The sequence below is a fragment of the Nostoc piscinale CENA21 genome (genome assembly GCF_001298445.1).
In the GTDB taxonomy this organism is placed as follows: Bacteria; Cyanobacteriota; Cyanobacteriia; order Cyanobacteriales; family Nostocaceae; genus Nostoc_B; species Nostoc_B piscinale_A.
This window is the reverse complement of record NZ_CP012036.1, coordinates 3,602,927-3,616,844: the sequence shown is the minus strand read 5'-3', so window position 1 is coordinate 3,616,844 and position 13,918 is coordinate 3,602,927. Positions and strand designations below refer to the sequence as shown.

The following is a 13,918-nucleotide window of genomic DNA, read 5'->3' as shown; positions in this document are numbered from 1 at the left end:
AGATATACTCTTGCGGGAAATTATGTCTCAGAAAACTTTATGAATATTTTTATGCAAATACCGTTGATTCCTTGTAATCATAGCGATGCTGGGCAATCGATGTTGTTATGGCTGCATATTGTATCTGATAGTTTGATTGCGATCGCCTATTATTCTATTCCCTGCACACTACTATATTTCATTCGCAAACGCCGAGATTTACCATTTAACTGGATTTTTTTGCTGTTTGCTTTATTGATGCTAAGTTGTGGCACAGCTCACTGGATAGAAATTTGGACGCTTTGGCATCCTATATATTGGCTGAGTGGCGGGATGAAAGCGATCGCATCTGTAGTATCACTGTACACAGCATTAGAACTGATACGTTTAATGCCACAAGCCCTAACCTTTCCCAGTCCCGCACAACTAGAAGCCACAAACAAAGAACTAGCGCGAGAAATTAGCGAACGTCAAAAAATAGAAGCAGCTTTACGGTGCAGTGAAGAACGTTGGCACTTGGCTGTGGCTGGTACGAGTGAGGCGATTTGGGATTGGGACATCACAACTAATCAAACTTATCGTTCAGAACGTTGGTATGAAATGTTGGGATATAAGCATCATGAACTGAGCAATGAAGATGATGAATGGAGTAAACGCATACATCCTAATGATTATGAACAAGTCATAGCAGCTCAAACAGCTTATTTATTAAAACAAGCCCCAGATTATAACGTTGAATATCGATTGCGCCGTAAAGATGGTAGTTATGGATGGTTTAGATCACGCGCCAAAGCCGTTTGGGATGAGCAAGGAAATCCTGTGCGGTTGGTTGGTTCATTAGGAGAGATTACAGACCGCAAACAAGTAGAATTGGTTTTGCAAGAACGGGAAGCGATGTTGCGACGGATTGGAGATAACTTGCCGAATGGGGCAATTTACAAAGTCATTCGAGAATTAGATGGTAGCGATCGCTTTTATTATTTAAGTGCTGGAATTGAAAACATCATGGAAGTGAGCGCCGCAGATGCACTCCAAGATGCCAGCCTACTCTATAGTCAGTTTATCCCAGAAGATATCCCCCGACTTCATGCCGCAGAGAATGAGTCAAGACAGCATCTCAGTATTTTTAATATTCAACTACGAATCTGTACACCTAGTAATCAACTGAAGTGGTGTCATTTTCGTTCCTCGCCACGGCGGTTGGAAGATGGTCGCATAGCTTGGGATGGAATGGTAGTTGATATTACAGAATTTAAACGCACTGAAGAAATACTCCGCAAAAATGAAGCTTTGTTAGAAGAAGCGCAGCGCGTGGCTCGTTTGGGTAACTGGGAGTATGACCTTGCCACTGGTAAAGTTAGCTGGTCAAAAGGGCTGTTTGAACTTTTTCAACGCGACAGTAAACTCTCACCCCCCACATATACAGAAAATCTACAGCTATATCACCCCGAAGATCGAGAAAAATTAGACCAAGCTGTTAAGCGTGCTATTGCTACTGGTGAATCTTACAAACTAGTGCTACGTGCTACTAGAGTTGACAATGTTGAAATTTATGTTGAGGGGATTGGCTATGCCGAGTTTAATACTAATGGAGAGGTAGCACGCCTTTACGGTACTGCTCAAGATATTACAGAACGCAAGCAAGCAGAAGCGGCTTTACAAGCCAGCGAACGTAGATTTCGTGGCATTTTCAACAATTCATTTCAGTTTATCGGGCTGCTGAGTGTTGATGGAACTTTGCTAGAAGCAAATCAAACGGCGCTCGATTTTGCAGGAATTAAGCCGGAAGACGTAATTAATCGACCATTTTGGGAAACACACTGGTGGACAATTTCGCCAGAAATTCAAGAGCAACTTAAACAGGCAATTGCTTCAGCGACTCAAGGAAACTTTGTCCGCTATGAAGTGGATGTTTTGGGAGCAAATCACCAAGTAGCAACAATTGATTTTTCCTTGCGTCCACTCCAGGACGAAACGGGCGAAGTTATTTTGTTAATTCCTGAAGGCCGAGATATTACCGAACGACAAGCGGCATTACGCGATCGCATTCAGGCAGAAGAAAAATTGCGCCGTAGTGAATTACAGCTAACTGCTGCCCAGCATATCGCCCATGTCGGCAGTTGGGAATGGAACTTGGGTGATGAACCGCAAATTTGGTCAGTAGAAACCTTTCGGATTTTTGGTCTTTGCCCAATTCAACCAGCACCAACTCAAGCAGAATTTCTGCAAATGGTTCACCCAGATGATCGGCCAGGTTTACAAGCCCATTTTTTAGCAGCAATTGTCGATGCAGTCCCGATTAACGTGGAATATCGGATTATTCGGCCTGATGGCTCAATGCGCTACTTAGAATCTAGAGCAGATGTAGCATACAATACCGAAACCAAAAGTATCAAGTTATTTGGAGCCGTTCTCGATATTACAGAGCGTAAACAAGCTGAATTAGAAATTATCAAGAGCCGTGATTTGCTCGAAGCCATTTATAACGAATCGGCTGATGCTCTGTTTCTGGTTGATCCCCAAACATTATTAACGCTCGACTGCAACCATCGGGCTGTAGAATTATTTGCGGCGCGATGTAAAGCTGACCTAATTGGGATTGAAGGACAAACCCTGCACAAACGACCATTTAGTTCTCAGGAAGTAGCTGATATCCTGGCAATAATGAATCAGCAAGGATTTTGGAGCCAAGAAATTGAGTACGTTACGCAGCAGGGTAATTGTTTTTGGGGAAATATTGCAATTAAACAAATTCGAGTTGCCGAGCAGGTGATGAATTTGGTACGAGTGACTGATATTAGCGATCGCAAATTAGCAGAAGCAGCATTAACTAGAAGTGAAGAACAACAGCGACTCACATTAGAATATACCCAAATTGGGACTTGGGATTGGAATCTGCAAACAAATGAAGTGATTTGGGATGACAATCACTGTCGCTTGCTAGGCTTAGATCCAGAAATATCAACAGCCCAATATCAATTATGGCGTGATGCTGTTCATCCAGAGGATATAGAACGAATTGAACAAACTGTCCTCCAGGCTTTGGCAGATCATACTAATTTTGAGGCAGAATATCGGGTAATTTTTCCTAATGGCGAAATTCGCTGGCTGACAGGAAAAGGACATGGAATTTATGACACAGAGGGTCAGCCAATTCGGATGTTGGGTGTAATTATTGATATTAGCGATCGCAAACTAGCAGAAGAAAAACTCAAGCAAGCCGAATTGCAATATCGCACTTTAGTTGAGCAAATTCCCGGAGTAGTTTACACATCACCAATCGCAGGTACTTCGGAATTTGCCTACATCAGTCCCCAAATTCAAACATTACTCAATGTCCCAGCACAAGAATGGGAAGCAGGCCTCTGCAACAGTTGGGTAAACTTTGTCAATCCACAAGATCACCCATTTGTCCTACAAGCAGTTCAAACAACACTTGCAACAGGAGAGCCTCTCAACATTGAATATCGGATGATGACTCAAGATAACAAAGTCATTTGGGTACAGGATCAGGCGCGTTTAGTATTAGCACCCGATGGCAAAACTCCAATCTTACAAGGAGTTGCATTTAATATTAGCGATCGCAAACAAGCAGAACAAGCACTGCAAGAAAAAGAAAATTTTTTACGCAGTATTTACGATGGTGTAGCCCAGGCAATTTTTGTGGTCGATGTGGTCGATGATGATTTTCGTTATGTCGGTTTGAATACTGCTCACGAAAAACTCACAGGTCTAATTTCCGATGATGTGCAAGGCAAAACCCCAGAACAGTTGTTTCCTCCCACTCCGGCGACGAAGGTAAGACAACATTATCAAGATTGTCTCAACGCAGGCACAACTATTACTTATGAAGAATGTTTACCATTTAAAGGCCAAGAAACTTGGTGGTTCACCAGCCTGACTCCCTTGAGAGACGATAATCACCGTGTTTACCGCATCGTTGGTAGTGGTATTAATATTACAGAGCAGAAACACGCTCAACAAATGCTAGAACTACAAGCAGTCATTACGCGCAACATGGCTGAAGGAATCTGCTTAGTTCGCGCCAGCGATGGCATTATCGTTTATGCCAATCCTAAGTTTGAGAAAATGTTTGGTTATGACACTAATGAATTAACTGGCATACATATCTCAATTATCAATTATGCCAAGGATCAAGCGGAAGCTGAAGCAGTGAATCAAGCCATCAGTGCAACTGTTTTGCAACATGGTGAAGCCAGCTATGAAGTCCACAATGTGAAAAAAGATGGCACACCTTTCTGGTGTAGTGCGACAACTTCTATGTTTGAGCATCCTGAGTATGGACAAGTTTTCGTTGCGGTTCACCAAGACATTACCGAACAAAAGCAAATCCAAGAGCGACTCAAAGCGTCTCTGAAAGAAAAAGAGGTTTTACTCAAAGAAATTCATCATCGTGTCAAAAACAATTTAGGCATTGTTAGTAGTCTGTTACAAATGCAATGCCGACGGACACAAGACCCTGAAGCCACAGCAATTCTGCGTGATAGTCAAAACCGCATTGCTTCTATTGCCTTAGTTCATGAAAAACTCTACCGTTCCGCCGATTTAGCAAACATAGATTTTGCTCAATACATCCCCGATTTGACCACTCATTTATTTGATTCTTACAATGTCACACCTAACTGTATTAAACTGAAAATCCAAGTTAATAATGCCAGCTTAGACATTGAAACAGCCATCCCTTGTGGTTTGATTATCAATGAATTAGTTTCCAATGCTTTAAAATACGCTTTTCCTCATCAAAGTACAGGAGAAATTATCGTTAGCTTAGAGCAGCAAGATAATTACAACTTGATATTAACCATTCAAGACAATGGAGTTGGACTGCCTCAAGACTTTAATCCTAAATACACAAAAACCTTGGGTATTATTCTTGTCCAAGGTTTAGTGAAACAGTTAAGAGGAACGATGGAAGTTAATTCTCAACAAGGCACAGAATTTAAAATTACTTTTACAAAAAGCAGGGCATGAATATGATAGATATCTCCTCCGATACAAGCACAAGCAAGACAGTAAAAGTTTTGGTTGTGGAAGATGAGTATATTCTTGCCATCAATTTGCAAGAAAGTTTAGAAGCCTTGGGTTACACCGTTGTTGAGATTGCAGATACCGCAGAAGCCGCTATAGAAAAAGCAACAGCATTGCGCCCAAACTTGATTTTGATGGATATTAGATTACGGGGTGAAAGTGATGGTATCCAAGCCGCAGAAGCAATCTGGAATAATTTACAAATCCCGATTATCTATGTTACAGGTCACTCTGACCAAAGTACTGTAGAAAGGGCAACTCTGACTTTTCCCTTTGGTTACATTCTCAAACCCATCAGAGATCAAGAACTCTATGTTGCTATTCAAACGGCACTGAATCGCTATGAACGAGAACAGTTTTTGAGTACTGTGTTGCGCGGTATGGGGGATGGGGTGATTGTAGTTAATCCCCAGTTACAAATTAAGTATATGAATCAAGTAGCTGAAACCCTTACAGGCTGGCAATTACAAGAAGGGCAAAATCAATTATTAGAAAAAATTTTTTCCCTAGTTGACGAACAAACTAAAGCACCTGTATCAAACCCCATTCATGCAGCTTTACAACAAGAAACTACTGTATATTTAAGCGATCGCACTTTATTAATTACCAAAGATAAAAATGCTATTCCCATTGCGGATAGTGCTGCTCCTCTACGCGACAATAAAGGTAAAATTACAGGCGCAGTCTTAGTATTTCGAGATGATACCCAACGCAGATTAACTCAAGAGCGCAACCTTGCCAATGAACGCTCCCGTCAGTTAGAAATTCAAATGACAGAACTGCAACGACTAAACCAGTTAAAAGAAGATTTTCTTGCAGCTACTTCTCATGAAATGCGTACGCCATTATCAAACATGAAAATGGCAATTACAATGCTGGAAAGTATTCTCGATCGCCGACGGATGATTCAGTCTGGTAAACCTCCAGAAATAAATGCTGTAGCTTACTATATCAACATCTTACGTTACGAATGCGAACGCGAACTAAATTTAGTAGATGATTTATTAAATATGCGTTTTGTAGACGCAGATATGTATCCTCTAGAATTAACTTCTATTCGTCTACAAGATTGGCTACCTCATGTTACTGAAAGCTATCAGGATCTTGCTCAAACTCAACAGCAAATTTTAACAATTGAAATTCCGTCTGATTTGCCCAATATTACGACTGATTTGGCTATCTTGACCAGGATTTTATCAGAGTTATTAATGAATGCTTGTAAACATACACCCTTGGGCGAAAGTATCACAGTGGGCGTTCAACTAACAACAATCTCTAATCAGCCAAATCCTCCAGAGAAACCACCTGATGTTCCAATCTCTGCGGTAGAAATTATTGTGAGCAATTCTGGTGTAGAAATTTCGTCCACAGAACAAGCTCAAATCTTTGAACCGTTTTATCGCACATCCCAAAATCAAAACCAAGATAAATTATCAATTTTTGATTATACTTACCAAGCTCTGCAAGACGAATCTACATTTAATAGCGGTACAGGTTTAGGTTTAACTTTGGTCAAAAAACTTGTGGAATATCTGCAAGGAAATATTACAGTTACTAGTTCTCAAGGTTGGACAAGGTTCATAGTTCAATTACCATTAACCTTGTCAGATCGTGTTGAGTGAAAAATTGATCATGAAGGGAGCAGGGGACAAGGGTGATAAGGGTGACAAGGACGACAAGGAAGATAAGGAAACAATTTTCTACCTTGTCCATCCCCTCTACCCCCTCAGCACTCAGCGAGAAGTTGCGTGCGGGGGTTTCCCCCGTTGAGCAAACTTCGGTGACTCAGCACTTTTTCATAAGCCTAAATGTTGGCGTAGTGCTTGGCGCATAATCTCAACTGGAACAGTTTCTATTTGTAACCAAATTTTTAAGGCGGCTGCACCTTGTTGCACTAACATTTCTAGCCCATCAATGGCTATAGCCCCTTGATTTTGTGCCTGTTGAAGAAATTTTGTCGGTTGGGGGATATAAATTAAATCATAGGCGATCGCACCTTGGGGTAAATCAGCCATTTCTGCGACACTTAAAGGCGAGTTTTCTACTTGCGGATACATCCCAATGGGCGTTGTATTCACTAATAAATGAGCTTGGGGAATCAATTTAGCTAGACTAGCCCAGGTATAAACTTGCAACTTTTCGGCTATGGGTGAACTCCCCCAACTATCACGAAACTCGATTAATCTTTGTTCATTGCGTCCCACCACATAAATTTCCGCAAAACCCAGTTGATAACAGCCTGCAACTACAGCCCTGGCTGCACCACCATTACCTAAAATGACCGCTACTTTCTGACTCCAATCTTGTTGGTATGTTGTTTGTAAGGGGGCGATAAATCCTTCAATATCTGTGTTTGTCCCTATCCATCGCTGATTTTGGCGAGTCACAGTATTGACTGCACCTATCGCCTGGGCTACGGGGGTAATTTCTGATAATAACGGCATAATTGCCTGTTTATGGGGAATTGTCACACTAAAACCTGTTACCCCAATTGCCGCAAAACCTGCGATCGCTATTTCTAAGTTATCAGGTGCGATCGGGAAAGGTAAATAAACATAATCTAATCCTAATTCTGATATCGCAGCATTGTGCATCAACGGCGACAGCGAATGTTCCACCGGATGTCCAATTACCCCTAATAATTTGGTAGTGCCTGTAATTTTAGTCATTAGTCAATCTTAAGGGGGCAGGAGGCAGAAGGTAGAAGAAGATTTTCCCTGTACACCCTTGCACCCTCACAACCCTATACCCTTACACTCCTATACCCTTACCCCCTTGTTTCTCTCTCCTGCTCTACAATTATTAACAACTACTTAACATTACTTAAAATTATGCAAGTTAGTACAGCCCCTTTGACAAATCCGGTTCCTGGGCAATATTGGCAGTGGCGAGGGCAGAAAATTTACTATGTACATGCAGGAAATTCACAATCGCAACGTCCGCCTTTGCTATTGGTACATGGGTTTGGCGCTTCCACAGACCACTGGCGAAAGAATATTAGTGGATTGTATCAAGATTTTGAAGTGTTTGCGATCGACTTGTTGGGATTTGGGCGATCGGCTAAACCTAAACTACAGTACAGTGGAGACTTATGGCGTGACCAACTTCATGATTTTATCAGTGAAGTAATTGGTCGCCGAGCGATCGTTGCAGGTAACTCCCTTGGTGGCTATGCAAGTTTGTCTGTTGCTGCCCAATATCCTGATAGTGTTGCTGGGGTAGTATTACTCAATAGTGCTGGCCCTTTTAGCGAAGTCCAACCCACAGCAGAACCAGAAGCTTTACAATCACAAATCCAGCCACCTAAACAACCATCACCCCTAGAAAAAATCTTAGGTAGTAGTGTCAAGTGGATTTTTCAACAATCTTTTTCCCGATTTTTGATATTTCAATATGTGCGACAACGTTGGGTAATTCGCCGCACTTTAGAAAAAGTTTATTTAGATAAAACTGCAATTACCGACCAATTAGTAGAAGAAATTTCTCGCCCTGCTTATGATACTGGGGCTTTTGATGTGTTTGTCTCTGTGTTTAGCAGTCCTCAAGGGGAAAAAGTTGATGTGCTATTGCAAAGATTAACTTGTCCTTTATTATTACTGTGGGGCGAGGCTGATCCGTGGATGAAGGCGCGAGAACGTTCGCAAAAGTTCCGCCAATATTACCCCCAACTAACTGAATATTTTCTCAGGGCTGGTCATTGTCCCCATGATGAAATTCCAGATCAGGTAAATCAACTTTTACGAGATTGGGTTCTATCTATTTCTGAGTAGAAATGTAAAGTTATGATTCCTGGTGAAAACGAGTGATACGATGTCCGGTTAATTAGTTGTGATTCCCACAATCCTTGCACCCTACCCCCAACCCCTCCCCGTTGACGGGGAGACATAGCGTAGCTGTGGCGGGGTGGGATTCTTCGGTTTTTGTAAGTAATCAAGCGGACATGATATGACATATACTTTCAACAAAAATAGGGATGTTAGCTTATAAAAAGTGTTGCTTCAGAGTATATGCACCGTTTTTCCTAAACAAATAATGATATTATTTCTCAATAATGTTCAGATTGTTCGAGAGATTGAATGCTCAGTAATGAAACGACTGCAATATTGTTTGCCCTACTATCGGCATTTTTTGCAGCCTTAACCACTATCTTTGCCAAGATAGGAGTCGAGACGATTAACCCCAATTTAGCAACCGCAATCCGCACCGTAGTCATTTTAGTCATGGTTTGGGGTTGGGTTTTTGCCAAAGGACAACTAGATACACTGCTGACAATTACACCTAAAACCCTGTTATTTCTCGTATTTTCTGGTTTATCAACGGGTTTATCTTGGTTATTTTACTTTCGAGCTTTACAAATCGGGAAAGCTTCTTTAGTTGCGCCTTTAGATAAATCAAGTTTACTTTTGGTACTAGTTTTTTCAGCACTGTTTCTCAAAGAACAACTAACGCCGCAAGTGATATTGGGAACTGGCTTGATTTTAGCTGGCACAGTGGTTTTGATTCGTTAAAATACGCTATTACAGTAGTAATTACGCATAACAACGAAAAAATAAGGTTTTAAAATAGGGAATCTCTACAAACAATTTTGGTGCGTAAGTCTTGTTTGATTTGAATCTGTGGAGTCAGTTTGTCATCTACACACAGCCGTCATCAAAAGCAGACTGATAGACTGGAACGTTTGTGAAACTAGAGTTAAAATCACAAACAAAGTTTAAACAAAAATCGAGTTATGAAAACTGCTGAAAAATTGGCGGCGGGTTGGTTACTGACACTCGGATTCATGTTTTTGACGCTTTCAGTCTCTGCGGTAATGGAGAAAAATACGATGCTAAAACCTTTGCCGTCAGGGAATGATGCAGATTCAGGACTGGATTTTGTGAATAAAGAAGCTCTTTTTATGCTGGATACAACAGCAAGACAAGGTTTTATATTTGGTGTGCCGACAATGGTGTTGGGTGGTTGGTTAAGTTTATCTTTATACCGCCGTAGTAAGACAGAACAAAAAGCACTTCAACAACAAGCGAGCGATCGCCTACAATCAATTTTCTATCAAATGTTACAGCAAAATCATGGCAGAGTTACTGTTTTGGGTTTTGCAATGCAGTCTCAGTTACCTGCATCTGTAGCGCGGGAATTTTTAGACGAAAAAGCTAAAGAATTCAATGCGAATTTTAAAGTCAATGAAGAAGGGGGAGTATCATATCATTTTGATGTTTAAATCTGTTGCCAAGTAAGTCTGATGACACAGATTTTTTTGAGTATAGCTGCCGTTTTAGGTGGGTTATCTGTTGCGGCTGGGGCTTTTGCTTCCCATGCTTTACGAGATCATATTAGTGAGCGATCGCTTTCTATTTTTGAAACTGGCGCTCGCTACCAAATGTACCATGCCCTAGCACTTTTAGTAGTTGCTCTCCTCATTAGTCGCCTCGAATCACCTCCAACTACTTTAATTGCTAGTGGATGGCTATTTATTATCGGTATTGCCATTTTCTCCGGCAGTTTATACGCCTTGAGCTTAACTGGTGTGAAATATTTAGGCGCAATCACACCATTAGGCGGTGTCGCCTTTATCGCTGGCTGGGCTACTTTGGCTATTGCGGCTTGGAATTTGAAATTCTGAAGTTTTTCAACACCAAGGGACGCAGAGTTTTGTGATTCACATATCTTATACCTAGCCCTAGCAATAAGAAATCGCGGCTATACAAACTAAGTTCGCCTAGCCTGCGAACAGCAAAGCTGAACGCGGACTAATAGAAAATCAAGGTTTTTAACCCGCGAAGGCGGGTTTTGTCTGTGTAGCCGCGACTTCTAGTCGCCTAGTCTAATATTTCTCCGAATTTTAAGCTACCCTCTAAAATATCGGTAATTTTGCGGGTCTCTGCCAATGACAAGGCGCTGGTCACAAATCTGGGAACGGTTGCGACAATCTTTCTCTGTTGAGGAAAGTCTTAATACCACAATTGACACTAGCAAAACATTTTTAGATGCGGCAAAAACTCTTCAAGAAAATGGTGCAAGTTTAGAAGTTTTAAAACCTGTACTGCAACATTCATCTTCTTTGTTAGATGTGTTGTGTTCACCGTTGGCGCAGGTGATAGGCGCGGGTTTGCCGTTTGTACCGATGGGTATTGCTTTGCTGAAGTTTTATCGCCAAAACAGCCAGGAACAACCAACCCTAGAAGATTGTGTATTTATAGTTAGTCAAATTGCTTATTTAGAAAGCGTTAAAGAAATTTTATCTTCCGATATTAATGTAAATTGGGATGCTCATTTTCAGAGTGATGAAGCAGTCCGCCAACAACTACAAAAACTCAACGATATTGAATTAGATTATGAAGCTGCCAGTAAAACAATCAATTGTTTTCATCAATCAGATTTAGCCCAGGCATTTAATCAAGTATTGTTGGCAAGGTTAGCATCTGCAAATATATCTAATGCAGAAATTTTGACAGAGCGAGTCGCTTGGAATACTCCCCGTTATTTAGTGAAAGCTTGGATAAAATCATGTGATGTTACTAAAGATGTGATTCAACTTTCTTTTAGTGATTGGCAGAAAGCAGAGCAGAAATTTCAAAGTATTGATGAATATTTAAAGAGTCAGATTGCCACTAAACCAGAAGAAAAGGTTTTTAACGAAGACTTTGCTTTTAAAGATATTTATGTACCACTCAAAGCCAGAAATGTAGATAGAAATGGCAAATTAAATACTAATACACAACCTTTTGATTTAGAAACCTGGACTAAACGAATTCTCTTTGCTACCAGATCAAATACACAACCCCAAGTCATGTTTATTCAAGGCGGGCTGGGGAGAGGTAAAAGTGTTTTTTGTCGGATGTTTGCTGATTGGGTGCGTCAGAATTTACACCCTATATGGACACCAATTTTAATTCATCTGCGTGATATTGATGATTTTCAACCAAGTCTAGAAGAAACTTTGCGCTCCCGAATTAAAGCAGATTTCGCGCAAAATGATGATGGGTGGCTAACAGATGGAAATACCAGATTTTTATTTATTTTAGATGGCTTTGATGAATTGCGAATTGAGCGCGGCAATAACCAAAGTGTAGAAAGATTTCTGCGCCAAATCGGAACATTTCAAAATGACTACCAAGATAATAAAGCAGGTCATCGAGTCATCATTACAGGTAGACAGATGGCTTTACATGGTATTGATCGCCTACCACCTAACTTGGAACGGGTGGAAATTGCGGAAATGGATGTGGAATTACAACAGCAATGGTTTGAGAAATGGTACAGGATATTTCCTACCAATGACACGTTAAACTTTATGGATTTCCTGCAAATTACCTTAGACAAAACAGCAGCATCTCAACAGATTTCACAAAATAAAAAATCCTGTCCCCAGCAAATTCAGGAGTTAGCCAAAGAACCACTATTGCTGTATATACTAACAGCAATGCACCGAGATAAAAAATCAGATATTAATCAATTTGAGCAAGCCACAGAGACAGAAGCAAAAATATTAGTTTACGAACAAGCCCTGAATTGGGTACTAACTAAACAGCGTGCTGATACTCGCCACCCTGATTTAAATTATGAACTGACTCGACAACACCCAGACGCATTACGCCGCATATTAGCCGAAGCCGCAGTGTGTGTAGTGCAGTCAGGGGGAGAAAGTGCTTCGATGCAGATGGTAAAAGCGCGGTTGCAGCAAGATGATGAAGCTAAAGAACTCATTGCTAAAGCCGAAAAAGAACTAGGAGAAGAAGCATTAAAAACTGCGTTGGGTGCTTTTTATCTCAAGTCTAATGACCGTGGTGGTGTGGAGTTTTTTCATAAAAGTATTCGGGAATTTCTTTGTGCGGAACGCATCAAACAAAGTTTGGAAGAATGGACAGAACCAGGTAGACGCGGCGCAGACCTCAGCGACGCAAACCTCAGCCACGTAAACCTCAGTGACGCAAACCTCAACCGCATAGACCTCAGCAGCGCAAACCTCAGCAGCGCAAACCTCAGCAGCGCAGACCTCAGCCGTGCAAACCTCAGTGACACAAACCTCAGCGACGCAGACCTCAGCGGCGCAAACCTCAGCGACGCAAACCTCAGTGGCGCAATCCTCAGCAATCAGATATGGAAAGATGTCCGCTGGGATGACAAGACAAACTGGAAGAATGTCCGAGGGTTAAATACAGCAAGGAATGTCCCAGAAGCTTTAAAGCAACGGTTGGGGCTGAGTTGAGAATCAATTTGCAATTCGCAATTACAAAAGGCGTAGCGACTGTCTTAAATACTCGTGAATGAGTATCAAACACTCTCACGCCAGTCTCAAACACTCGTGGGCGAAGCTCAGAGATTCATTAATCAAGTTCCGTGCTTCGTTCACTAAGCTCAGAGGTTCATTCACCAAGTTCCGAGGTTCATTCACTAAGCTCAGAGGTTCATTCACTAAGCTTAAAGGTTCATTAATCAAGCTCCGAGGTTCATTCACTAAGCTCAGAGGTTCATTAGTCAAGCTCCGAGGTTCATTCACTAAGCTCAGAGGTTCATTAGTCAAGCTCAGAGGTTCATTCACTAAGCTCAGAGGTTCATTCACTAAGCTCAGAGGTTCAGCGATGAAGTCCCAACTACATTTATTTTTCTCTCGCGCCAGTCTCAAACAGTTTGCATTTCCTATTGTTGCAGTAGAAAATCCATATAGCAGCCGTAAATTCTACCGCCGCAATAAGCCAAAATTCTTATATAGCGGTTCTTACTTGCTTGTAATGCAGTCGGAACCCCACCCCGCATTTGCTAACGGCAAACGCTCCCCTCCCCGCGTGCGGAGGGGTTGAAAGGTACTTCATCCAACCGAGAACCGCTATAGTCCTTCTAGTTATCAGAACTGACACAGCAAGATTGTCTGTTGACACTGGGATCTCGCATC

At 41.5% G+C, this 13,918-nt stretch carries 10 protein-coding genes; 8 read left to right on the top strand and 2 right to left on the bottom strand.

The genetic code is table 11. The annotated features are described in order from the left end of the window. Positions 1-39 precede the first annotated feature (39 nt). Together ACX27_RS15520 and ACX27_RS15515 are read left to right on the top strand one after the other, a co-directional pair. Positions 40-4,971, top strand: a complete 4,932-nt coding sequence (locus ACX27_RS15520) for a PAS domain-containing protein (RefSeq protein WP_062294171.1) — start codon at positions 40-42, stop codon at positions 4,969-4,971. Between the two features lie 2 nt (positions 4,972-4,973). After that, complete coding sequence (locus ACX27_RS15515) at positions 4,974-6,650, top strand: hybrid sensor histidine kinase/response regulator (protein WP_062294170.1); 1,677 nt, start codon at positions 4,974-4,976, stop codon at positions 6,648-6,650. 174 nt (positions 6,651-6,824) lie between these two features. Here ACX27_RS15515 and ACX27_RS15510 read toward each other — a convergent pair whose 3' ends face one another. Next, positions 6,825-7,697, bottom strand: a complete 873-nt coding sequence (locus ACX27_RS15510; protein WP_062294168.1) for a shikimate dehydrogenase — start codon at positions 7,695-7,697, stop codon at positions 6,825-6,827. Between the two features lie 162 nt (positions 7,698-7,859). Here ACX27_RS15510 and ACX27_RS15505 point away from each other — a divergent pair, with 162 nt between their 5' ends. From ACX27_RS15505 to ACX27_RS15485, 5 genes are all read left to right on the top strand, one after another. Further along, on the top strand, positions 7,860-8,798 hold the full coding sequence (locus ACX27_RS15505; protein WP_062294166.1) for an alpha/beta fold hydrolase: 939 nt from the start codon (positions 7,860-7,862) through the stop codon (positions 8,796-8,798). Between the two features lie 306 nt (positions 8,799-9,104). Then, positions 9,105-9,536 carry an EamA family transporter gene (locus ACX27_RS15500; RefSeq protein ID WP_062294164.1) on the top strand — a complete coding sequence of 144 codons (432 nt, stop codon included), beginning with the start codon at positions 9,105-9,107 and terminating at the stop codon, positions 9,534-9,536. Between the two features lie 221 nt (positions 9,537-9,757). Further along, positions 9,758-10,246, top strand: coding sequence for a hypothetical protein (locus tag ACX27_RS15495; protein ID WP_062294161.1), 489 nt, complete (start codon positions 9,758-9,760; stop codon positions 10,244-10,246). Between the two features lie 21 nt (positions 10,247-10,267). Beyond that, positions 10,268-10,648: a DUF423 domain-containing protein gene (locus ACX27_RS15490; RefSeq protein WP_062294160.1), complete on the top strand. Its 381-nt coding sequence runs from the start codon at positions 10,268-10,270 to the stop codon at positions 10,646-10,648. A 264-nt stretch (positions 10,649-10,912) separates the two neighbouring features. Then, positions 10,913-13,234 (top strand): NACHT domain-containing protein, encoded by a 2,322-nt coding sequence (locus tag ACX27_RS15485; protein ID WP_062294158.1) that lies wholly within the window; start codon positions 10,913-10,915, stop codon positions 13,232-13,234. 75 nt (positions 13,235-13,309) lie between these two features. Here ACX27_RS15485 and ACX27_RS32450 read toward each other — a convergent pair whose 3' ends face one another. Continuing rightward, positions 13,310-13,588, bottom strand: coding sequence for a hypothetical protein (locus tag ACX27_RS32450; protein ID WP_062294155.1), 279 nt, complete (start codon positions 13,586-13,588; stop codon positions 13,310-13,312). Positions 13,589-13,607: 19 nt separating this feature from the next. Between ACX27_RS32450 and ACX27_RS32445 the strand changes: the two genes are divergently transcribed. Next, positions 13,608-13,826, top strand: coding sequence for a hypothetical protein (locus ACX27_RS32445; protein WP_062294153.1), 219 nt, complete (start codon positions 13,608-13,610; stop codon positions 13,824-13,826). The last annotated feature ends 92 nt before the right edge of the window (positions 13,827-13,918 follow it).